General features: G+C 43.6%; 23 protein-coding genes. 14 read left to right on the top strand and 9 right to left on the bottom strand.

The window, feature by feature from the left end; all coding sequences use genetic code 11:
- Window positions 1-78: 78 nt before the first annotated feature.
- From CGZ90_RS07020 to CGZ90_RS07010, 3 genes are all read right to left on the bottom strand, one after another.
- Window positions 79-1,125, bottom strand: a complete 1,047-nt coding sequence (locus tag CGZ90_RS07020; RefSeq protein WP_094251591.1) for an acyltransferase family protein — start codon at window positions 1,123-1,125, stop codon at window positions 79-81.
- 143 nt (window positions 1,126-1,268) lie between these two features.
- Window positions 1,269-2,303 (bottom strand): sporulation integral membrane protein YtvI, encoded by a 1,035-nt coding sequence (ytvI, locus tag CGZ90_RS07015; RefSeq protein WP_094251590.1) that lies wholly within the window; start codon window positions 2,301-2,303, stop codon window positions 1,269-1,271.
- A gap of 395 nt (window positions 2,304-2,698) precedes the next feature.
- Window positions 2,699-3,505: a YihY/virulence factor BrkB family protein gene (locus CGZ90_RS07010; protein WP_094251589.1), complete on the bottom strand. Its 807-nt coding sequence runs from the start codon at window positions 3,503-3,505 to the stop codon at window positions 2,699-2,701.
- A gap of 254 nt (window positions 3,506-3,759) precedes the next feature.
- Between CGZ90_RS07010 and CGZ90_RS20670 the strand changes: the two genes are divergently transcribed.
- The gene (locus tag CGZ90_RS20670) at window positions 3,760-3,918 is read left to right on the top strand and encodes a hypothetical protein (RefSeq protein WP_165766794.1); all 159 of its coding nucleotides are present in this window, start codon (window positions 3,760-3,762) and stop codon (window positions 3,916-3,918) included.
- 86 nt (window positions 3,919-4,004) lie between these two features.
- Window positions 4,005-4,688: a TerC family protein gene (locus CGZ90_RS07005; protein WP_094251588.1), complete on the top strand. Its 684-nt coding sequence runs from the start codon at window positions 4,005-4,007 to the stop codon at window positions 4,686-4,688.
- A 154-nt stretch (window positions 4,689-4,842) separates the two neighbouring features.
- Here CGZ90_RS07005 and CGZ90_RS07000 read toward each other — a convergent pair whose 3' ends face one another.
- The 3 genes from CGZ90_RS07000 to CGZ90_RS06990 are packed head-to-tail and all read right to left on the bottom strand — an operon-like array spanning window position 4,843 to window position 7,539.
- The gene (locus CGZ90_RS07000) at window positions 4,843-5,823 is read right to left on the bottom strand and encodes an ABC transporter permease (protein WP_094251587.1); all 981 of its coding nucleotides are present in this window, start codon (window positions 5,821-5,823) and stop codon (window positions 4,843-4,845) included.
- The gene (locus CGZ90_RS06995) at window positions 5,816-6,730 is read right to left on the bottom strand and encodes an ABC transporter ATP-binding protein (RefSeq protein ID WP_094251586.1); all 915 of its coding nucleotides are present in this window, start codon (window positions 6,728-6,730) and stop codon (window positions 5,816-5,818) included. The genes CGZ90_RS07000 and CGZ90_RS06995 overlap by 8 nt, the downstream gene beginning before the upstream one ends.
- Window positions 6,727-7,539, bottom strand: a complete 813-nt coding sequence (locus CGZ90_RS06990) for an SGNH/GDSL hydrolase family protein (protein WP_094251585.1) — start codon at window positions 7,537-7,539, stop codon at window positions 6,727-6,729. The genes CGZ90_RS06995 and CGZ90_RS06990 overlap by 4 nt, the downstream gene beginning before the upstream one ends.
- Before the next feature lie 157 nt (window positions 7,540-7,696).
- On the opposite strand from CGZ90_RS06990, the gene CGZ90_RS06985 reads away from it, so the two are divergent.
- The 5 genes from CGZ90_RS06985 (at window position 7,697) to CGZ90_RS06965 (ending at window position 12,730) form a co-directional block, all read left to right on the top strand.
- The gene (locus CGZ90_RS06985) at window positions 7,697-8,929 is read left to right on the top strand and encodes a DUF418 domain-containing protein (RefSeq protein WP_165766793.1); all 1,233 of its coding nucleotides are present in this window, start codon (window positions 7,697-7,699) and stop codon (window positions 8,927-8,929) included.
- Between the two features lie 250 nt (window positions 8,930-9,179).
- The gene (locus tag CGZ90_RS06980) at window positions 9,180-9,725 is read left to right on the top strand and encodes a TVP38/TMEM64 family protein (protein WP_094251583.1); all 546 of its coding nucleotides are present in this window, start codon (window positions 9,180-9,182) and stop codon (window positions 9,723-9,725) included.
- An 80-nt stretch (window positions 9,726-9,805) separates the two neighbouring features.
- Window positions 9,806-10,093, top strand: a complete 288-nt coding sequence (locus tag CGZ90_RS06975) for a metal-sensing transcriptional repressor (RefSeq protein WP_379675162.1) — start codon at window positions 9,806-9,808, stop codon at window positions 10,091-10,093.
- Between the two features lie 15 nt (window positions 10,094-10,108).
- Window positions 10,109-12,496 carry a heavy metal translocating P-type ATPase gene (locus CGZ90_RS06970; protein WP_094251581.1) on the top strand — a complete coding sequence of 796 codons (2,388 nt, stop codon included), beginning with the start codon at window positions 10,109-10,111 and terminating at the stop codon, window positions 12,494-12,496.
- Window positions 12,497-12,517: 21 nt separating this feature from the next.
- On the top strand, window positions 12,518-12,730 hold the full coding sequence (locus CGZ90_RS06965; protein WP_094251580.1) for a copper ion binding protein: 213 nt from the start codon (window positions 12,518-12,520) through the stop codon (window positions 12,728-12,730).
- A gap of 65 nt (window positions 12,731-12,795) precedes the next feature.
- Here the strand turns inward: CGZ90_RS06965 and wrbA are convergent, their stop codons facing one another.
- Both wrbA and CGZ90_RS06955 read right to left on the bottom strand, forming a co-directional pair.
- Window positions 12,796-13,422 (bottom strand): NAD(P)H:quinone oxidoreductase, encoded by a 627-nt coding sequence (gene wrbA / locus CGZ90_RS06960; RefSeq protein ID WP_094251579.1) that lies wholly within the window; start codon window positions 13,420-13,422, stop codon window positions 12,796-12,798.
- Window positions 13,423-13,525: 103 nt separating this feature from the next.
- On the bottom strand, window positions 13,526-13,909 hold the full coding sequence (locus CGZ90_RS06955) for a hypothetical protein (RefSeq protein WP_094251578.1): 384 nt from the start codon (window positions 13,907-13,909) through the stop codon (window positions 13,526-13,528).
- Window positions 13,910-14,251: 342 nt separating this feature from the next.
- Between CGZ90_RS06955 and CGZ90_RS06950 the strand changes: the two genes are divergently transcribed.
- The 5 genes from CGZ90_RS06950 (at window position 14,252) to CGZ90_RS06930 (ending at window position 19,420) form a co-directional block, all read left to right on the top strand.
- Window positions 14,252-15,583: an FAD-dependent oxidoreductase gene (locus CGZ90_RS06950; protein ID WP_094251577.1), complete on the top strand. Its 1,332-nt coding sequence runs from the start codon at window positions 14,252-14,254 to the stop codon at window positions 15,581-15,583.
- Between the two features lie 197 nt (window positions 15,584-15,780).
- Window positions 15,781-16,482 carry a 5-oxoprolinase subunit PxpB gene (gene pxpB, locus CGZ90_RS06945; RefSeq protein ID WP_094251576.1) on the top strand — a complete coding sequence of 234 codons (702 nt, stop codon included), beginning with the start codon at window positions 15,781-15,783 and terminating at the stop codon, window positions 16,480-16,482.
- On the top strand, window positions 16,479-17,450 hold the full coding sequence (locus tag CGZ90_RS06940) for a 5-oxoprolinase subunit C family protein (RefSeq protein WP_094251575.1): 972 nt from the start codon (window positions 16,479-16,481) through the stop codon (window positions 17,448-17,450). The genes pxpB and CGZ90_RS06940 overlap by 4 nt, the downstream gene beginning before the upstream one ends.
- Window positions 17,447-18,214, top strand: coding sequence for a 5-oxoprolinase subunit PxpA (locus tag CGZ90_RS06935; protein WP_094251574.1), 768 nt, complete (start codon window positions 17,447-17,449; stop codon window positions 18,212-18,214). The genes CGZ90_RS06940 and CGZ90_RS06935 overlap by 4 nt, the downstream gene beginning before the upstream one ends.
- A 15-nt stretch (window positions 18,215-18,229) precedes the next feature.
- Window positions 18,230-19,420: an NRAMP family divalent metal transporter gene (locus tag CGZ90_RS06930; RefSeq protein ID WP_094251573.1), complete on the top strand. Its 1,191-nt coding sequence runs from the start codon at window positions 18,230-18,232 to the stop codon at window positions 19,418-19,420.
- Window positions 19,421-19,465: 45 nt separating this feature from the next.
- Here CGZ90_RS06930 and CGZ90_RS06925 read toward each other — a convergent pair whose 3' ends face one another.
- Entirely contained in the window at window positions 19,466-20,125 is a 660-nt protein-coding gene (locus CGZ90_RS06925; protein WP_094251572.1) for a phosphatase PAP2 family protein, read from the bottom strand.
- Window positions 20,126-20,511: 386 nt separating this feature from the next.
- On the opposite strand from CGZ90_RS06925, the gene CGZ90_RS06920 reads away from it, so the two are divergent.
- Complete coding sequence (locus CGZ90_RS06920) at window positions 20,512-20,736, top strand: hypothetical protein (protein ID WP_094251571.1); 225 nt, start codon at window positions 20,512-20,514, stop codon at window positions 20,734-20,736.
- 234 nt (window positions 20,737-20,970) lie between these two features.
- The gene (locus tag CGZ90_RS06915; protein WP_379675161.1) at window positions 20,971-21,186 is read left to right on the top strand and encodes a hypothetical protein; all 216 of its coding nucleotides are present in this window, start codon (window positions 20,971-20,973) and stop codon (window positions 21,184-21,186) included.
- Window positions 21,187-21,262 lie beyond the last annotated feature (76 nt).

The following is a 21,262-nucleotide window of genomic DNA, read 5'->3' as shown; positions in this document are numbered from 1 at the left end:
GGTGTTGTACTGAATTAAAGAAAACCGGTGATTTGCAACCGGTTTTCAGTCTCTTTTATTAGGCTCGTCCTTATTCTTCTATCGTTCCTGTGTTTTACGGCGGTTAGCCAGCAAATTCGTCAGTTTCGTCCAGCGGAGCTCAATGAATGGCTGTGCGAGGGCGATTACCGGTTTGCTCGCTAAGAAAAGGGTGACGATCAGTGCCAGGAACAAAATCATAATATACCATCCGTTCTGCTCAATTGACTTGAACAGGTCAGTTGTAAACAGCCATTTAACGACAAAACCGTGGAGAAGGTAAATATACAACGTGCGTTCTCCAAGCTCAGTAAAGAACATTTTTCTTCTTGGTATGATAGCCAGGATGCTGAATGTTGCTAAGAACATTACCGCGTACATGCCAAGCCTGATAAACCCTCCTGCCCAGCTGTAGATTCCGAGTATGTCAGCATAAGAGGACGACGAGAGAAGCCATTCCTTCGTTCCATTAGGAAAAATGAAATGATAGGTGACAAATAGCACGATCAGAAAAGCTGCTGCGGCAGCTTTTTTAGCAGGTTCTAGTATTTTCTTGAAATCTCTCTTCTCGAGCAGGTGGCCGAGAAGAAAGACAGGGAAGAATACAAACGTCCTTAAAAGGCTGAGAAACGTTCCGATATCATGTACATATCCTGCAAGCACCCCTATGACAATGGCGATTGCAAGAGGGTACTTGAATTTTACAAAAAGCTTCAGCAGTATGTTCCAAAATACAAGGCTGAGGAGGAACCATAATGTCCAATGAGGATCAAAGAAATCGAGTTTTACCTCATCCTTGCTGTACAGGTCATAATAGAAAAACGTATACACAATTTGAAATACGACGTAAGGAACGAGCACCTTGCGGAATATTTTGGGCAGGTACCCATCCTTTTTGACGCTTTTTGTGAAAAATCCGGCAATCAAGATAAATGCAGGCATGTGAAAGGTGTAAATAAAATTATAAATCGTATAAAGCCATTCGTTCTGATTTTTGATAGGAGAGATAAAATGTCCGAACACGACTAGAAAAATTAAAATGAATTTCGCATTGTCAAAGTAATATTCTCTCTCTTTTTCTTTTGGTGCGGCTGCTGCGTTGTTCATGACTATTCCTCCAACCCCAATATCGCATCCATACTTTTCGAAGCGTGAGACTAATTTGCTTCCTTCTCTTTATTATTCCCAATGCAAAAATGTTGAAAACTATAGAAATAACAAAAAAACCGCTCCTCTGAGGAAACGGCTTTTTAAAAGTCAATTTTAATTTTAAGAAAACCAGCGCTTCGCAATGCCTCATAAACAATGACACATGCAGGGCCGACGATAAGGCCGATAAAACCAAGCAGCTGAAACCCGATGTAAAGCGAAGCAAGAGCGGCAAGCGCAGAAATACCAAGGCTTGACCCTAGTATCTTTGGTTCAATGATGCGACGGATGACGGTAATGACACCGAACATGATAAGCAGACCAATAGCCAGATGATCATTATTGGAGATGAAGAAGTTATACAAAGCCCATGGAACAAGGAAAGAACCGGTTCCTAATATAGGCAGGATGTCAACGATAACGATCAAGAGCGCGATAATCACAGAATAGTCCACGTCCAGAATGACCAGTCCGATAAAAGCGAGAACATAAGTGATAAAGCTGAGAATGATCTGAGCCCGGAAAAAGCCGACTGTCGCTTTTGACAGCTGTGAGAAAACAATCTCTACCTTTTCTCTAGCGGAAGTCGTAAATAGATTTAGAAACTCTGCATATAGCTTTGGAAGGTCCAGTGAGAACAAGAACACCGCCACAAGGTAAATAATGATATAAATGAGCAGCTGCGGTATATACGTTACAATACCGATAATTGCGTCTGTTAAGCCTTTTGCAGAATCCACACCGTATGTCTGCAGTCCATCAAGGCCTTTTTCAATAGTAGAAACAATTTCAGGAGGCAGGGTACTGTAAAAATTTTCCCACTCGTAAAACGTACTTTCAGCAATGTTAAAAATATGAACGGAATAAGAAGGAATCAATTGCGAAAACTCAATGATTTGAACGACTAGATTCGTTGTCAGCCACCATGACAGCAGCCCGAACGCAGCCATAAAAAGAACAAACACGATCGACACGGATAACAGCCGCTTCATTTTGAAACGTTTGATCAGAAACTGCACTACATTTTCAAGCATAATGGCCGTAATAAGGGCAAGCAGAAGCGGTATGCTATAGAATACAAAGATGAAAATACCGGCAAGCAGAAGCACGAGCAAAATTAAGTTTTTTAACGTCATGAGATAGTTCCCAACCCCTTACATTCGTTGCAAGCCTTATGAAAGGAAAAGCGACCGTCCAAAGGTTCTTACTTCATCATTATACGGAGCAAACAAAAAGTCAATCATTCTGCGTAAATGTTATGAAAATTGTTGTTTCTTAGATTTTAAATTAGGCTGTTAACGTAAAATCTTTTTTAGAATTCAGAGAGGCGGTTGATCTCCGTTTCAGGCGCACGCTCATTTTCGAGGAGTCGGCACCTTACACTACGATCAACTTTATCAATGATGGAATCGTGAAGATAAAGCAAGTTTCAGCCAAGGTGAACGAAGCGAAGGCTAATTAAACCTCAAAAGCAAATCTACAGAGCTTTCTTACCAAACATTTAAAAGTGATAACCTTATTAGAAAAGCCTTTAGTTATTATCGCGGCCAAGTGTCAGGATGGCGTTTAGCTGGCCGCCTGTAATTAGAATCATAGCTGACAGGTAGAACCAGATCATGAGAGTGAGCAAGGCTCCGAGATTTCCGTAGATTTGGCTGTAATCGAAATAAGACACGTATCTTGAAAAAATATAAGAGATGCCATGCCATCCGAGCGCTGAATATAAAGAGCCAGGCCAAACGTTCGCAAGAGACAGCTTCTTGTATGGTGCAAACTTGTACAGTGCGGAGAACATCGTAAAAAGAACTAAAAAACTAATAAAATACCGTGCAATCTGCCATGCATCCCAAAATGGATGTGACCATCCTGTGCGGGAAAAGACGTACTCGCCTAACAGGCGGCCATAGACAGGCAGCAGGAGGGCGGTAAATACGGCAAAGACTAGTCCAAGCGTCAATAAGACACCAAGAGCAAGCTCTCTTAAGAAAGGACGGGTCTCTTCAATCTGGTAGGCATGATTGAATGCGCGGATGATAGCATGAATGCCGATGGATGAAAGCCATATCATAATAATAAGAGAAACTGACAGGACATCGCCGCGCTGTTCATCGAGAAGACGGATAAGGCTGTACTCCATGAGGCGGTAGGCATCCTCAGGGGCTACGGATTGAAAGAGGGTCAGCGCATATTCAGTTGAAATAGGAAGATAGCCCAGCAGTGTAAATACCAGGAAACTAAAGGGGAACAGGGAAACGAGAAAATAGTAGGCGAGCTGGGCGGAAAGATCAAACACGTTATCTTCCAAAAAACGCTTCCCCCATTTTCGAAACAGCTGCATATCTTTTCCCCCTGCAAAACTTTTATTAGAAGTATAGACAGATTTATAAAAAAAGAGACTTAAGTATGAAACCTAAGTTCTCTTTGTTCGTATACTAGTTGTCAGCGAGTTATACAGCTCGTCCTAAATAAGAGCAAAGTTCGTTTTATCTGCAGCAATTATTTTTGGCAGCACACTTGCAGGAGCACAAGATAACGAACGGAGGTTCAACGGCCGGCGGGTTAATACCAGGACAGCAGCAGGAGTGAATAGGAGTGCAGAAAAGCGGCACGTTGCAGAACATCACGCATTTTTTACAGCAAAGCGCTCGTGAAGCACAGTGGTTGCAAGCACACATAGGAAGCACCTCCTTTATTTATATTATGAAAGGTGAGGATAAGCTGGCAGGGCATCATAGAGCCTTTTTTATTTAAATGACGGAGTTTAGCAGTTTCATTACCTATAAGTAAAAATTAAGGTATAATACGTAACAGCATGTTTTGAGGAGGAAATTGAAAAAATGGAATTATTCTCGGCAGAATTTTTTTCGGCGTTACTAGCAATTGTAGTCATCGATCTTGTACTAGCGGGTGACAACGCCATCGTAATCGGTCTGGCAGCAAGAAACCTGCCAAAAGATCAGCAAAAAAAGGTAATCCTTTGGGGAACAGTCGGTGCGATCGCCATCCGTGCAGCAGCAACACTTGCTGTTGTCTGGCTGCTTGATATTCCAGGCTTATTGCTCGCAGGCGGAATCGTCCTCGTTTATATTGCATACAAATTGCTTGTTGAAGAGAAAGAGCATGATATTCAAGCGAAAGATAATATCTTTGCAGCAATCCGTACGATCATTATCGCAGATGCGGCAATGGGACTCGACAACGTTATCGCGGTAGGCGGAGCGGCACACGGGAACTTCTTGCTCGTCGTTATTGGACTCTTAATCTCTGTTCCTATCGTTGTATGGGGAAGCACACTATTCTTGAAGCTGATGGACAAATACCCATGGATCATCACAGTCGGTTCTGCCATCCTTGCATGGACAGCAGCAAAAATGATCGTAGACGATCAATTTACAAAAGCATACTTCGATAATCCAATTTTGAAATACGGCTTTGAAATTCTAATTATTGTCGCAGTACTTGCTGCTGGACGCCTTAAGAAGAACAGCTTGAAAAAGCAGAAAGTGAATATCGAGCAATAATTAAGAGAACCCCGGCCTGGGAAGCAGGCTGGGGTTTTTTCAATTTCTAAAAGGATAACATTTTACAAGGAATATATAGAAGTTGACAGTTCTGTACTGTTTAGAACCTGTGCAAAAAAAAGAGACCGACAAAAGTCAGGCTCTCTTAAACGTCTTAATATACATCCCTCTTCGTAAAGACAACAAAAGATATAACTAATGCAGCGATTGTCCATACGGCAAGAACGGCCATGGAGAAGCCGAGGGACATGCCTTCTATCGGGAGTGCCATACCGCTTACATAGTTGGTCAGCTGCAGGTTAACCATGAAGAAATATTTGGCGCTTTCCCAGCTGGACACCATGTTAACAAGAATGGCACCGGCGATGAGAGAAGCGAGCATGATTCCCATAACTGCCGCTGTGCTCCGCAAAAGGACAGAAAGCATAAAGGTGAGTGTACCGACCGCGACACACACGAACCAGACGAGGCCGAATTCCATCAGGATATACTGCCACTGCGGCACCATGTGGACGCTGTTTGTTACAAGTTCATCGCCTTGGACGCTGAATCCGGTGAGCAGCGGAAGGTTCCAGCCGCCATATCCGAAGACAATCCCTGATATTAGATAAGAAAGGATACCGACCATAAGCACGATAAACGATACACTGAGCAGCAGGGCTAAATATTTACTTAACAGTATGCGCCAGCGTTGAACCGGCCGTGTGAGCAGCAGCTTGATGGTACCGCCGCTTGCTTCGGATGACACAAGATCGGCAGCGACTACCATGACAAGAAGCGGCAGCAGCAAGTCGATCGAGTTTTCAGCGAAAACACGCATGAACGTCGGTGCGCCTGGCGCCTGCGGGTTGATATCGTTATCCAGGTAATATTGCTGCTGGGTGAGCCGCACTTTTAAGAACTTACGCCATTCATCCTGAATCCGGCTCGAACTGAGACGGTTTTGCGTGTCAACGATTTCCTGCTGCAGCCTTGTGCGCCAGTCGTCAGTACCTAGCTTTTCGGCTGCTGTCTGAATCTGCTTGAACTGCGCATATGTAAAGAGCGGCACAAGGAAGGCGATGATCAGGATGATTACATAAAGCCGCTTTTTCCTAAGCAGCTTCAGCATTTCGTTGTGTACGAGACTAGTCAATGGTTTCGCCTCCTGTCAGTTCAAGGAATAAGTCTTCAAGAGATGGAAGCTGAGTTTTCATTTCTGATACAGAGATACCAGCCTCAATTAGCTTTTTATTCCAAACTGGAACCTGCTCTGAGTCATAAAGGGTTATCAACGTTCCATCAAGCCCTTCCTTAACCGAAGTTTCTTCGCTCAGCAGCTGCATCGCACGGTCAACTGGCGAAACGCGCCAAATTACCCGCTCCTGCTCAGCCAGCAGTTTGTCCACTGTATCTGTCCGGATGACGCTTCCTTTGGAGATGATGGCTACTCGGTCACAAAGCAGCTGGATCTCGCTTAGCAGGTGAGAGGAGACGAGGACGCTCAAGCCTTCTTCACGTGCTAGACGGCGGATGAATTCACGCATCTCTCGTATTCCCGCAGGATCAAGTCCGTTTGTAGGTTCATCGAGAATCAAAACTTTTGGCTTTCCAAGCAATGCCTGGGCAATGCCGAGACGCTGCCTCATACCGAGAGAATAGGTGCTGACCTTATCATGAATACGGCGGTCCATCCCCACTAGCTCTATGACTTCATTAAGTCTTGTTTTTGGGATGGACTTGTCCATCCGTGCAAAATGTTCAAGGTTTTCCCATCCGGTCAAATATGGATACAGCTCTGGGTTCTCTACGATACAGCCAAGGTGCTTCATCGCCTCTGTGAACTGTGACGTTACACTTTTGCCGCCGATCGTGATCGTGCCAGAAGTAGGCTTGATGAGTCCTACGATCATACGGATGGTCGTTGTCTTGCCGGCGCCGTTCGGTCCGAGAAAGCCAAACACCTCACCGGGGTATAGAGAGAAGGAGATCCCCTTAATGATTTCCTTGCGCTTGATGGTCTTTCGAAGATCTTTTACTTGCAGTGCCGGAATCATCGTCATTTTGTTTTGCCCTCCTCCTGAACAGTGATAAGTGATGCGACACGTTCGGCAATCAGCTTGTAGCCCTCTGCGTTCGGATGGAACTGATCGCTGTATAAGTAGTCTTCAGCACGGAGCTGAAATAAATCGAATGTCGGGATATAAACGACTTTTTCAAACTTAGCTGCTGATTCCGCTGCTGCAAAGTTCCAGTCTCGGACGATCGCTGTTGTCAGTTCTGATTCCTGCATATTAATGAACGGGTTGTAAAGACCGACATGAAATACTTCTGCTTTAGGATTTTGCTTTCTGATGGCACCATAAATGATTTCAAGGTTCTTGATGTATTGAATTCTGCTATCCTCGATGCTGTTTGTATCCAGACTCTGCAGCGCTTCACCGCCGCGGAAAAGGTCATTTCCGCCTATTGTCATGACGATAACATCAGCGTTTGCAATCTGACGCTGAATCTGCGGCTGCTTCAGCTGCTCCACCAGCCCTTCAGAACGCTCCCCTTTTATGGCCGAATTGGCAACCGCGATACTGCTACCTGACTTTTTCTTCAGCTGTTCGATCAAATAACCGACGTAGCCTTTGCCGTTGTCATCACCGGTACCCCTCGTCAACGAATCACCGATGGCAGCTACTGTAATTTTGTTGTCCTTTTTAGCACTTGGTTCAGTATTGCCTGCGGTTTCTTTCGTGGATGGCTGAAGTTCTGAGTGAGTATCAACTAGCTGGTCCTTCACTGCCCATCCAAGGCCGAACAGGAAAAGCAGGACAGAGAATGAGGAAATAGCAATAATGACAGGAAGGGTTCTTTTCTTCAAATCAGATGGCACGTCCTTTCAAGATGCTTGCACTTTAATCAAATATAACAAATTGTTAAGACTTTTCTAACTAATTTGCACTATTAAGGTAAAATAAACCATGTGGATACTTGTCTTTATCGCCATTAATCTATTGAAAAAAACGAGGTGTTTTGTAGTGAGAGTTAAAAATAGCGTTCTGCCGGTGGGTGAAGGGGAGCGGATAGAAGTGCTGGATGTGATGAGAGGCATAGCTCTCCTAGGCATACTGCTAGTGAACATGAAATCTTTTGCAGGGCCGGACACTCCGATCAGCTATCTAAGCTATGCATACTGGAATGAATCCTATAATGTTGCCGCGACTATATTGCTTGATTTCTTTGTACAAGGCAATTTTATCACCATGTTCAGCTTCTTGTTCGGATTTGGCATCATTATAATGAAAGAGAGGGCGGAGGCGAAAGAAAGAAGAATTCTACCTATATTTGCACGCCGCCAGATTGTACTGTTCCTGTTCGGTGTGCTTCATGTGGTGCTGTTTTGGCATGGTGACATTTTGATCAACTATGCAGGCATAGGAATGATTGCCCTTCTTTTTATTAGAAGAAAACCGAAAACATTATTTTTGACAGGTATCATTATTTTGACGCTTTATTCGGCGCTCATGACAGCGGGCAATGCCCTATACTGGGCAACTGGCGAACCGGTAAAGACTCAAAAACAGGATGATGCCAAGTATGAAGCCGAAATTGAGGAGATGATCAACGTATACAGTGATGGAACGTTTACGGAGATCATGGCTGTAAGAATATCAGAATGGCAAGAACTTAATGCATTTTTTATTATCACAGCAATTGCTTTGCTTCCGATGTTTTTGTTCGGCATGTATTCGGCAAAAAAGAGGAACTTATATACTCCCAAAAATCTTTGGCGTATTTTAGCAGCCACCTTCATCTTAGGAGCCGGAAGCAAACTTCTGCCTGTGCTCTTTTATTCTGAAAAAGGAAAAAGCGGAGTTTATGAAACTACGTGGATATGGGGATACGAATTCGGCGGGGCCATGATGAGCCTGTTTTATCTGTCCTTAATCGTTCTCCTATACAAGACTGTAAACGGAAAGAAACTTCTCAGTGCTTTTGCAGCCCCAGGAAGAATGGCATTTACCATCTATTTAATGCAATCAGTTATATGTACAACGATCTTTAACAGCTACGGACTTGGCCTTTACGGTTCGATCGGTCCAATGACTGGTGCATTTCTAGCTGCAGTCATTTTTTCAGTACAGCTGATTTTCGCAAAATGGTGGATTAAGCGCTATACCATGGGTCCGCTGGAATGGGTATGGAGAACATTAACGTATGGAAAAGTACTGAAGCTGAAAAGAGATGTTTCAGAGAAGTCATCGATCTAAATAGAAATTTTTTAAGCCGTACATATACAGGCATTAAAAACCAATTTACTAAAAAGTTTGGTATGGTGATCTCCGCTCTAGGGTGCGCCTGAAACGGAGATCAGCCTCTTCTCTGATTTCTTTCATAGCAACATAGTATACACGATAAAATTCGAACGGTTTTTCAGTGCCCTCTGCATATGTATGGCTTTTTATTTTTGCACCCGTTATGATGGTCAATAGAGAAAAGAAACCCCAGGAGGGTATGCAAATGACAGAACAATTGTTTTCACTTTTGGCCGATTTTCCGCAGGGAGCGCTGGCCATAAGCTTGTTGTTAAGTATAACTGTAGCAGTACTAGGCCTAGTGCCGAGTGTGTTCATAACCGCAGCCAACATATTATTTTTTGGATTCTGGAAAGGGACAGCAATTTCGTTTGCCGGGGAAGCACTCGGGGCAGCTGTTTCATTCTGGCTGTACAGGAAGGGGTTTAAAGCAGCCATTCAGCAAAAGCTTTGCACATACCCTCGGCTGCAAAAGCTTGTGAACACCGATGGAAAAGAGGCGTTCCTGATGATCGTTTCTTTGAGGCTGCTTCCGTTCGTACCGTCAGGTGTTGTCACTTTTGCCGCGGCGGCAGGAAAAGTTTCAGCAGCTTTATTTATTGTGGCTTCGACCATTGGAAAAGCGCCTGCACTGCTTTTGGAAGCATACTCGGTCAATGCCGTGACAGAGTGGGGAACAGAAGGAAAGATCGTACTGACAGTCTTAGCTGTAGCAGGCATTTATCTATTTTTGGTAAAAGGTGAGAAATAGTTATTGCATACTATAGGGGGGTATAGTATATTATGAAGTATAACAAGTAAACACCCTGAATAAAGGAAGTGATCAATCAATTGGATAAATTCACACATCGCTGCGGCGAAGATAAAGAAGTCCTTGTTAAAAGACTGAAACGAATCGAAGGACAGGTGCGCGGCATTCAAAAAATGATCGAGGAAGACCGCTATTGCGTAGATATACTCGTTCAAATTTCAGCGATAAACGCTGCCATGAAAAAGGTAGGATTCGAGCTTTTAGAAGATCATACACAGCATTGTGTAGCTGACGCAATTAACTCGGGGAAAGGCCAAGAATCGATTGAAGAGCTTATGAAGGTGTTTCAGCAGTTTTCTAAATCTTAAAAGAAGGTGAACGCCATGAGTCAAAAAGAAGCGACTATCGGCATTACGGGCATGACGTGCTCAGCCTGCGCCATCCGCATCGAAAAAGTGCTCAATAAAATGGACGGCGTAGAAGCAAATGTAAACCTTGCGATGGAAAAAGCGTCAATAAGCTACGACGCAGAGAAAACAGACCTCCCGCAGATCGAAGAAAAGATTGAAAAACTGGGGTACGGTACCGTAAAGGAAAAAGTTGAACTGGATATACACGGAATGACGTGCTCGGCATGCGCCACCCGGATCGAAAAGGGCTTATCAAGAATGGATGGGGTATCAAAAGCAGCAGTGAACCTTGCCAGCGAAACAGGCACTATTGAATATACCCCCTCTCAGGTATCTGTAGAAGATATTCTCGGAAAGATTCAAAAACTTGGCTATGAAGGCAATGTGAAACAAAATAGGGAAGAGAAGAAGTCGCTCAAAGAAGAAGAATTAAGGAGCAAAAAATTCAAACTGCTTCTTTCGATCATTTTGTCGCTGCCTCTTCTTTATACGATGCTTGCTCATATGCCATGGGATCTTGGAATACCGGTTCCAGAATTTTTAATGAATCCGTGGGTGCAGCTTGCATTCGCTACACCAGTCCAGTTTTATATTGGCGGTCCGTTCTATATGGGGGCTTACAGGGCGCTTCGAAACAAAAGTGCAAATATGGATGTACTGGTTGCACTCGGCACATCAGCGGCTTATTTTTACAGTTTGGCGGAGGCGATAAGAACGCTTGGTGCTGCTCATTACCATCCTCAGATTTACTTTGAAACAAGTGCCGTTCTGATCACCCTTATTCTTGTAGGGAAGTATTTTGAAGCGCTGGCAAAAGGCCGTACGACTGAAGCAATCTCGAAGCTGCTCAGTCTTCAGGCGAAAGAAGCGACAGTAATACGTAACGGAGAAGAAATCAAGATTCCGCTTGACCAAGTGGCGGTTTCAGATATCTTAATCGTCAAGCCAGGCGAAAAAATACCGGTTGATGGCATCGTTATCTCAGGCACATCGTCAGTTGATGAAAGCATGATAACTGGTGAATCACTCCCTGTTGAAAAACAAGCAGGCGATCAAATCATCGGAGCCACGATCAATAAAAACGGCATTTTAAAAATGGAAGCTCAAAGGGTCGGCAAGGAAACAGCGCTGGCAGGAATCATCAAGATCGTAGAAGAAGCACAAGGTTCCAAAGCGCCTATTCAACGAATGGCCGATACGATATCAGGTATCTTTGTACCTATCGTTGTTGGCATTGCAATACTCGCTTTTCTTATCTGGTACTTTTTCATTGACCCAGGCAGCTTGCCGCAGGCTTTGGAAGTTTCCATCGCAATTCTAGTCATTGCCTGCCCATGCGCGCTAGGTTTGGCAACACCTACTTCGATTATGGTCGGTACTGGCAAGGGAGCTGAACAGGGGATATTGTTTAAAGGCGGTGAGTACCTTGAAGGAGCTCACAAGATTGATGCCGTTCTGCTTGATAAAACTGGAACGGTTACGAAAGGAAAGCCTGAAGTTACCGATGTAATTGAGCTTAAAGAGGGATTTATTCCTTCTATTGTCGCTGCAGAAAGGGCGTCTGAACACCCGCTTGCAGAAGCTATCGCGGAATACGGCAAGAATGAAGAAAGAATAGAAGCAGAATCGTTTTCTGCTATACCCGGTCATGGTATAGAAGCTGTTATCGGCGGAAAGACCATACTTGTTGGGACAAGGAAATTGATGAAGGAAAAGTCAGTACCTTTTGAGGGGTATGAGAACCAGCTGCTCCAGCTTGAGGAGCAAGGGAAAACAGCTATGCTGGCGGCCGCGGACGGCGAATTAGCTGCAATTATCGCTGTAGCGGATACTGTGAAGGAAACATCGAAAAAAGCTGTTGTCACCCTGAAAGAAATGGGTATAGATGTTTATATGATCACAGGAGACAATGAACGGACAGCTAATGCTATCGCCAAAGAAGTTGGTATTGACGGTGTGTTTGCACAGGTGCTTCCAGAAGAAAAAGCAGATAAAGTAAAAGAGCTGCAGGCAAAAGGCATGAAAGTCGCAATGGTCGGTGACGGCATTAACGATGCTCCTGCCCTTGCGATGGCAGACATTGGAATGGCGATCGGTTCAGGAACAGACGTAGCGATTGAGGCGGCAGATGTCACACTTGTCGGAGGCGATTTAAACCACATACCAAAAGCCATTTTGCTAAGCCGCAAGACGATGAGAAATATCAGGCAAAACTTATTTTGGGCATTGTTTTATAACGCAGCAGGCATCCCGGTAGCCGCGCTGGGACTTCTAGAGCCATGGGTTGCAGGGGCAGCGATGGCATTCAGTTCGGTATCAGTTGTAACAAACGCTCTGCGATTAAAGCGGGCGCAAATTTAATAATTTGAGAGGAAGATACAAATGGAAAAGAAGACACTTACAGTAGAAGGCATGACATGCAATCATTGCAAAATGGCAGTAACGAAAGCGCTCGAGGAAATTGGCGTGGACCAAGTTGAAGTCAAGCTGAATGAGGGAACAGTGCATGTAGAATATCGTGATGCTTCCATCACAGAAAACTCCCTGACTGAAGCCATCGAAGAACAAGGATATGATGTGAAGAACGTTCAATAAAAAGGGCAATAGATTGTTAATAAAATAAAGGGGGTCCGGTACTTGAGTACCGGACCCCCTTTATTTTATATGTTCCCTTTTAATGCAGATGCTACCTTTGCTACACGTACACCAAGTCGGGATGCCATCTTTAATTCTCCATCCTGTGGCTGGAGGCTCCCGTCACCGCCTGCGATGGTAGAGGCAGAATAGGGAGAGCCGCCGATTGATTCAGCGGTATTCATCTCTGAGTTCTCGCCATAAGGAAGTCCAACGAATATCATCCCAAAGTGCATGAGCGGAACAAAGGTTGTGATTGCTGTTGATTCCTGACCTCCGTGGATGGTAGCGGTGCTTGAGAATACGGCAGTCGCTTTCCCTTCAAGCGCACCCTTCGCCCATAGTCCTCCGGCAGCGTCAAGAAACTGTTTCATTTGTGCAGGCATCATTCCATATCGGGTTGGTATTCCCCATATAATTCCGTCTGCCCACTCCAAATCATCAGTTGTTGCTTCAGGAATATCAGATTGATCTTCCTGAGCTTTTACGTAAGCATCCTGCGAGCTCATAAATTTTTTAGTTGCTTCAAATTCAGGTATCTTCACGACTTTTACTTCACAGCCATCCACACCGCGTGCACCCTCTGCGACAGCTAATGCCATTTTGTATATGTGGCCGTATGAACTGTAATAAGGGATCAGTATATTTGCCATTTTTTTTCTGCCTCCTTGGTATAGTCAGGTCATTTCCCATTATTCCCGTCCAAGGAAGAAGAAAACGTTCAAATAAAAAAAGCCTGGTTTCCCAGGCTAAACATCAATAATACGGATATGGATATGGATAAGGGTAAGGATACGGATACGGATAAGGCGGATATGGGGGATAATATGGCAGAAGTGACAGTGCGGTAAGCGCAGCTAAAGGGTAGACACGCGGATACCAGCGCCGGTACAATGGTCCGTAAATTGGACGCTCGTCGCGTGATGACTGCCCTTGAGATTGATTTTGAGGTTCCATGTTCTGCGGGACAAGAATGTGGACATTTTTCTTGTCTACGTTAGTCACGATTCCTTCAACATGTTGTCCGTCTTTTGTTTTCACCATTACTTGATATGATATGTGCTGTTTGCAAAGAGAATGCATCTGTCCTGCTCGTTCAATATCCTCTTCAGTATATTCAGGTTCAATATGTTCAGACATTAGTAACAGCTCCTTCCACATTCATTTTATTGCCAGCATGTCAGCAATATGTCTGTCCATAGAAAGTTGTCATATCTAGGATGCTGATGGAAACAGACTGCAGAATTACACAACTGCAAAGGTACATGCATTTGAAGTATTTTTTCTGTTGACACCATACTGAAGGCTCTTCGAAAGAGGTATCAGTTACTCTAAGGAATATCATGTGAAACATTTCACATAAAAGTGTTGCGTTTTAGAATCAAGGGGAATATAATGATATCGAGAAGTATGTGAAATGTTTCACAAATAAATATGCCATATTTCTCTTATGAAAATTAGTCTCCACAGGAGGTATTCGTGATGAAAGTAGCCGTAATTGGATGCACACATGCTGGTACAGCAGCTGTCTTAAATATAGTGAAAGAGTACCCAGAAGCAGAAGTAACAGTTTATGAAAAGAATAATAACATTTCCTTTCTGTCATGCGGTATTGCCTTGTATGTTGGCGGTACAGTTAAAAACGCAGAGGAGTTGTTCTATTCTTCACCAGAGCAGCTCGCTGAAAAAGGTGTAAAAATGAATATGCGCCATGAAGTGCTGAACATCGATACAGCTGCGAAAAAGTTAACAGCTAAAAACATAAGCACTGGTGAAGTAAAACAGGATTCATATGACAAACTGATTCTTACAACTGGTTCATGGCCAGTGATTCCTCCATTAGAAGGCATCAACCTGAACAATGTGGAGCTTTGCAAAAACTATGATCATGCGAAGAAGATTATCGAAAAAGCAAAAAACGCAGAAAATATTACTGTCATTGGTGCTGGGTATATCGGCATCGAGCTTGTTGAAGCGTTTAGTGAAGCTGGTAAAAACGTGACATTGGTGGACAGCTCTGACCGTATCCTTAATAAATATCTGGACGAAGAGTTTACAGGGAAAATCGAGGGTGAGCTCAATAATAAAGGGGTTAAACTCGCACTGAATGAAATGGTCACCCATTTTTCTGGAAGTGAAGGAAACGTTCAAGCAGTTCATACCTCTGAATGTGAGCATGCCGCAGACCTTGTCATCCTTTGTGTCGGTTTCCGCCCGAACACTTGCCTAGTGAAAGGGCAGGTTGATATGCTTTCAAACGGTGCCATCATCGTAAACGAGTATATGGAAACAAGTGTGAAAGATGTTTTTGCAGCAGGAGACAGCTGTGCAGTAATCTATAATCCATCACACTCACATGAGTACATTCCACTTGCGACAAATGCAGTGAGGATGGGTACACTAGCTGCCAAAAACTTAAAACAAAAAAGGGTCAAATATAGAGGTACACAAGGAACTTCAGGTTTGAAGCTATACGATCTTAATATTTCTTCTACAGGGATGACAGAAACTGCTGCTCTTGCTGCGGAAATGAATGTGAAAAGTATCACAATCAATGATCAGTACCGGCCAGGCTTCATGCCTGAAAATGAAGATGTTCTGCTAAAGGTCGTTTATGAAGAAGAAAGCGGAAGAATTGTCGGTGCACAGATTATGTCCAAAGCGGATCTGACACAGTGCATGAACACACTGTCGGTCTGCATTCAGAATGAAATGACGATGGAGGACCTCGGCTACGTGGATTTCTTTTTTCAGCCGCACTATAATAAACCTTGGCACTTCCTGAACCAGGCAGGCTTGCAGGCTGCAGAATAACTATTATATGAAGGAGAGACTGAACTAGACGTTCAGTTTCTTTTTTGGTGTTCAAAAATCTTCAGCCATGAAAGAGGATATCGGCACGAATGGTTATAATAATTGCTGAGGTAAACGACTGTCAATCACATCCATAGTATTTTTATAAGAATAGTCTTATAATTATGTGTATTTAACATAGAGAGGGGTTCGGAGAGATGAATTTTGAGATAGAGCCGCTGGGCGACTCAGTCGTCCTTTTGCGCTTTGGAGAAGAAATCAGCAGGAGCACGAACGAGCTGGTGCAGCGGGCTGCTTACGAACTGGAGGCGAACCCTTTTAAAGGAATGAAAGAACTGATTCCCGCATTTTCAACACTTGCTGTAGAATATTCCCCAGTAGAGATGGGGGGAGAATTTCCTTACGAAACGGCGGAGTCATGCATTCGTGATATTCTGCAAAAAGTGGAGAACTTACATAACAGCAACTCAAAAATCGTTAAAATACCCGTTTGTTACGAAGCACCACATGCGCTGGATATTGAAGAACTTGGGGCGTATACGGGATTAACAGTGGAAGAAGTGATCTCTTTACATACAACCACAGATTATTATGTTTACTTTCTCGGATTCGCACCAGGTTTTCCGTTTCTGGGAGGAATGCCGGAACAGATCGCGATGCCTCGCAAATCATCTCCGAGAGAAAAAATTCCTGCTGGATCAGTAGGAATTGCGGGGAGACAGACAGGCGTCTATCCGATTGAAACACCAGGAGGGTGGCAGATAATCGGACGCACGCCAAAAACATTTTTTTCTCCCGATAGTGAAAATCCTGTTCTTGTGAGTCCTGGTGATACGGTTCAGTTCTATCAGATAAGCATTGATGAATATAACGGATGGGAAAGAGGAGGCGAGTTATGAGCATTCTAGTTAAAAAGGGAGGAATGCTCACTTCCGTTCAGGATCTTGGCAGACAAGGCTTTCAAAGATACGGGGTAATTGTGAGCGGTGTAATGGACTCGTTTTCGGCAAAAATGGCGAACATTCTGCTTAACAATGATGAGAAGGAAGCTGTGTTGGAGATGACTGTCCTTGGACCGCAGTTAACCTTTCAGACAAGTGCGGTCGTCTGTATAACTGGAGGAGATCTTCATCCTGTACTTGAGGGTAAGCCTTTGGAAATGTGGAAGCCAGTATATGTTCCAGAAGGGTCAGAGCTGTCATTTAAAGGGCTGAGGAAGGGATGCAGGGCTTATTTGGCTGTTAAAGGCGGTTTTAAAATAAAAGAACAGATGAATAGCCGAAGTACTTACCTGCGTGCAGGATTTGGCGGATATAAAGGAAGAAAACTTGAAAATGGCGATGTACTCGAGTTTCGGGATCAGACAGCAGAAGATATCGGAGCTGCAAACTGGGGCATGATGCCGCTGTCTCATCAGCTTCCCGACAAGCATGCACTCATACGTTATATTAAAGGTCCCCAATACAGCTGGTTTACTGATAACTCACAGGCTGTTTTTCAGGAAGAAGAATATACCGTACTGCCAAACTCAGACAGAATGGGCTACAGGCTTAGTGGAGAAATGCTCATTAAGAAAGAAGAAAAAGAGCTGATCACAGAGCCGGCTGCAATGGGAACAATTCAAGTGCCGCCAGATGGCCAGCCGATTATTTTAATGGCTGACAGGCAGACAACAGGCGGATATCCAAAAATCGGCCAAGTAATAACTGCTGATCTCCCGCTTGTAGCACAGCTTCCTCCGCATACAAAGATAAAATTTGAGGAAATCACAATAAGAGAAGCGCAGCGATTGCTGATTGAAGAGGGCAGCTTTTTAAAACAAGTTAAAACAGCAGCGGCGATGAAATGGAGGGAACTGCAGCGATGAGCAAGAGTGTTGACATTAACTGTGATCTAGGCGAAAGCTTTGGACAATATTCGATTGGCAGTGATAAAGAAATTATGGATTTTATCACTTCAGCCAACATTGCATGCGGATTCCACGCGGGGGATTATTCGACCATGAAGAAAACAGTCGCCTTAGCTGCAGAAAAAAAGGTGAATATCGGAGCGCATCCGGGCCTCCCTGACCTTCAAGGCTTCGGAAGGCGGAATATAGCACTGGTTAAAGGAGAGGCTTATGAAATTACCCTTTATCAGCTCGGTGCACTTGAAGCTTTTGTACGTGCAGAAGGTACTAAGATTTCACATGTAAAGCCGCATGGTGCTCTTTATAATATGGCGGCAGCTGATCCGCAGCTTGCAGAAGAGATTGTCCGAGCGATTTGTGATTTTGATCCGTCACTCATGCTATTCGGACTTTCTGGTTCTGAACTGATAAAAGCAGGCGAAAAGGCGGGTCTTTCCGTCAAAAATGAAGTGTTCGCGGACAGGACATATCAAGATAATGGCACACTTACTCCAAGAACGATGGAAGGTTCTTTAATAGTAGAGGATTCTTTAGCAGTGAAGCAGGTAGCCGAGATGGTGAAGCACGGAACAGTTACCGCTCTTTCTGGAAATAAGATTGCGATAAAAGCAGATACTGTTTGTATACACGGAGATGGCAAACATGCCTTGCTTTTTGCCCAAAAACTAAACGAATCACTACAGAAAGAAGGCGTTAAAACAGCTGCAGCTCAATCCAAATAAAAGAGGTGTTACAACATGAAGGATAACCAGCAAAAAAACAGGTGGTCTGTGCTGCTTGGCGCGGCGTTTCTGATGGCCACTTCAGCAATTGGACCAGGATTCCTGACACAAACCACTGTATTTACGGAACAGCTTTTAGCGAGCTTTGGGTTTATTATATTAATTTCAATCTTATTGGATATCGGTGTTCAGCTTAATGTATGGCGGATCATTGCCGTATCTGAAAAACGTGCACAAGATATCGCAAATATCCTGCTCCCAGGGCTAGGCACACTGCTTGCAATACTAATTGTAATCGGAGGTTTGGCATTTAACATAGCGAACATCGGAGGAGCAGGGCTTGGAGTTAACGTTCTGTTCCCGGGAATGAGTCCGATTATGGGAGCAGTTGCGAGCGCAGTAATCGCGATTGGAATCTTCCTCGTTAAAGAAGCAGGAAAGCTTATGGATAAGTTCACACAAATCCTTGGCTTTTTAATGATCGCACTCACTCTTTATGTAGCATTTGCTTCAAGCCCGCCGGTCGGTGAGGCGGCGTACAGGACATTTGTTCCAGAGAAGATTGATATGATCGCTATTGTGACGCTTGTAGGCGGAACCGTCGGCGGCTATATTACATTTGCAGGTGGACACCGATTGCTTGAAGCGGGAGTCACGGGGAGATCTGCATTGCGTGAAGTGACAAATGGTGCAGTTTCCGGTATTTTGATCGCTTCTCTCATGAGAATTATGCTTTTCTTGGCTGCACTAGGAGTCGTTTCTCAAGGGATTCAGCTAAACCCCGATAACCCGCCGGCTTCTGTCTTTCAGCTTGCTGCAGGCAACATCGGGTACAAGCTGTTCGGCCTTGTCATGTGGGCAGCAGCCATCACATCTGTTGTCGGATCAGCTTACACGTCAGTTTCTTTCATAAAGACTCTTCATCCTGTCATCAAAAAGTATGAAAAGACGATAATTGTCATCTTTATCATCCTGTCAACTGCCGTATTTGCGGCTATTGGCAAGCCGGTAAAACTGCTTATTCTAGTTGGTGCACTAAACGGATTTATCTTGCCGCTCAGCTTAGGAGTAATGCTTCTGGCTGCTCATAAAAAATCCATTATCGGCGACTATCGCCATCCAAAATGGCTCACCATTTTCGGAATTATCATCCTTGCCGTGATGGCATATATGAGCGTTTATACAATTATGAACATCACCTTATAAAAAAACGTCCTTTTCAGCAAAACATGCAGCTGAAAAGGACGTTTTTTATGATTCTGTTGCTTTCTTTCTTTTAGAGAACCGTTTTAAGAATGCTGTACCCATAGCTGGCTCCAGGTAATAGAAAAGCTTGAACAGCAGGTTCCCGAGTAAAACGCCGGCTACAACATCAAGTACTACATGCTGTTTAACGAACAATGTAGACAGGATGATCGAATAAGAGATGAGAGAGATGATGATCTCTCTTTTTAGTGTCCATAATTTGCTGTGCCGGATGGCGGTAATCATCAAGTAGCTGCTCAGCACATGTATGCTTGGAAAACAGTTAAACGGCTGATCAGCACCATACACATATAATACAAGGGAGGTTAAGATCCCTTCATTAATAACTTCAGGTCTAGGGACGGTTGTCTGAAAAAAGAAATAAACCGTATAGCAGACGAGCATGCCAGTTGTAAAACTCAGCAGTGTTCTGTAATAGATGCGTCTGTCGAAAAGGCAGAAGATGACAAGCATCACAAAAATAAAGGCGTACCATAGCAAGTAGGGCAAGACGAAAATCTCTAAAAATGGAATGTTATGGTCGATTGTCGTGATTAGCTGCTGTGCTCCCCGTTCTCCATGATTCAGCGCTTCATAAATTAAATTCAGCAAAGGAATAGAGAGCAGGAGGCACAGCGGCAGGAAATGTTGTTTAATGTATCTCATTTTAACTACTCCTTTGTTTGCTCTTTTTTAACTTATACCCTATATAAACTCAGCAACACGCGAATTTAAATAACTACTGTATGATACCATAAAATGTAAGGAGTTTATATGGAAATTTAATAATATCTTTACACAAAAATATCTATTGTTGGGGATTGATTGATCTGCATCAGAACTTGTAAATGGCCTTAGCCTTAGTATTCATTTCAGCCTATGCTGTATGCGGTAATTTCGAATCCCCTTGCCTGCAAATATTGGGGTCTCTGTTATTATGTTGGGAAAATAGCGGAATAAATTATTTGACTTTTCTGACAAAATAATTCATAATGTGGTTGTACGTTGTTATCCTTATTGCTGAAAACGACCTCTAGAAGGGAGTAATGGCGATGAATACAGGAAACATTGTAAAAGTTGACCGCTTTGACGGCGAATATTTTGAAATCAGCCATTATTGGCTGATGGACGTCATCTGGGAAAAGTACAACATGCCTCTAGAAGAATTTATGCAGTCGTATGACAGAAAAGACAGCGAATATATCTACTCGCTGGCATTAAGCTCGGCTGTAGATATGGAAATGAAATATGATGAAGACTACCTGATGATCGGGTAGTCTTTTTTTGAGTTTATCTCCAAAGACTGTTTCTGCAAGTTATGTTAGAACTCTGAAAAGCGGTTGTTGCCGTTCAAGGCGCACGTTTTCATGGGTTTAGGAAAAATGCCCTTTCAAAAAGAAAACATTAAATAAAAACAACTACTTCGTTTGTTTCTTTAAGTTTTGTAATAATTATATGTCAAAAGCCCAATTCCGTTCATATGATGTGGGGAACAGAATGGAGGGCTGGAGATGGCTAAGAAAAATGCTAAAAAGAACAAGCACAGCATGAAAGACAGCGGGTTCAATAAATATCAGCACACTCTTAAGATGGTTACGAGCGAAACGTGCATTGCATGCAAGACGCAATGTGCCAGAGGTATCGCCTATATTGAAAAAATGAGCGAGCCGGGTGCTACAGGTAAAGGAGTCGCGTGCCACCTGACTAAAGGAAAAGGAATGAAGTAAGCGCCTCGTCATATGAGGTGCTTTTTTCTTTTTTAAAATAATGAAAACGGTTTCAAATTGGGACTTTCAGGGAAAA

Origin of the sequence: Fictibacillus aquaticus (assembly GCF_002245695.1) — a bacterium.
Taxonomy (GTDB): Bacteria; Bacillota; Bacilli; order Bacillales; family Fictibacillaceae; genus Fictibacillus; species Fictibacillus aquaticus.
The sequence above is the reverse complement of the archived record's forward strand: the minus strand, read 5'-3'. Positions and strand labels throughout refer to the sequence as shown.

Coding starts and splice junctions, on each gene's coding strand:
- CGZ90_RS07020 (WP_094251591.1), bottom strand. CDS start 1,125: ATGAACAACGCAGCAGCCGCACCAAAAGAAAAAGAGAGAGAATATTAC.
- ytvI (WP_094251590.1), bottom strand. CDS start 2,303: ATGACGTTAAAAAACTTAATTTTGCTCGTGCTTCTGCTTGCCGGTATT.
- CGZ90_RS07010 (WP_094251589.1), bottom strand. CDS start 3,505: ATGCAGCTGTTTCGAAAATGGGGGAAGCGTTTTTTGGAAGATAACGTG.
- CGZ90_RS07005 (WP_094251588.1), top strand. CDS start 4,005: ATGGAATTATTCTCGGCAGAATTTTTTTCGGCGTTACTAGCAATTGTA.
- CGZ90_RS06995 (WP_094251586.1), bottom strand. CDS start 6,730: ATGACGATGATTCCGGCACTGCAAGTAAAAGATCTTCGAAAGACCATC.
- CGZ90_RS06980 (WP_094251583.1), top strand. CDS start 9,180: ATGACAGAACAATTGTTTTCACTTTTGGCCGATTTTCCGCAGGGAGCG.
- CGZ90_RS06970 (WP_094251581.1), top strand. CDS start 10,109: ATGAGTCAAAAAGAAGCGACTATCGGCATTACGGGCATGACGTGCTCA.
- CGZ90_RS06965 (WP_094251580.1), top strand. CDS start 12,518: ATGGAAAAGAAGACACTTACAGTAGAAGGCATGACATGCAATCATTGC.
- wrbA (WP_094251579.1), bottom strand. CDS start 13,422: ATGGCAAATATACTGATCCCTTATTACAGTTCATACGGCCACATATAC.
- CGZ90_RS06955 (WP_094251578.1), bottom strand. CDS start 13,909: ATGTCTGAACATATTGAACCTGAATATACTGAAGAGGATATTGAACGA.
- CGZ90_RS06950 (WP_094251577.1), top strand. CDS start 14,252: ATGAAAGTAGCCGTAATTGGATGCACACATGCTGGTACAGCAGCTGTC.
- pxpB (WP_094251576.1), top strand. CDS start 15,781: ATGAATTTTGAGATAGAGCCGCTGGGCGACTCAGTCGTCCTTTTGCGC.
- CGZ90_RS06940 (WP_094251575.1), top strand. CDS start 16,479: ATGAGCATTCTAGTTAAAAAGGGAGGAATGCTCACTTCCGTTCAGGAT.
- CGZ90_RS06935 (WP_094251574.1), top strand. CDS start 17,447: ATGAGCAAGAGTGTTGACATTAACTGTGATCTAGGCGAAAGCTTTGGA.
- CGZ90_RS06930 (WP_094251573.1), top strand. CDS start 18,230: ATGAAGGATAACCAGCAAAAAAACAGGTGGTCTGTGCTGCTTGGCGCG.
- CGZ90_RS06925 (WP_094251572.1), bottom strand. CDS start 20,125: ATGAGATACATTAAACAACATTTCCTGCCGCTGTGCCTCCTGCTCTCT.
- CGZ90_RS06920 (WP_094251571.1), top strand. CDS start 20,512: ATGAATACAGGAAACATTGTAAAAGTTGACCGCTTTGACGGCGAATAT.
- CGZ90_RS06915 (WP_379675161.1), top strand. CDS start 20,971: ATGGCTAAGAAAAATGCTAAAAAGAACAAGCACAGCATGAAAGACAGC.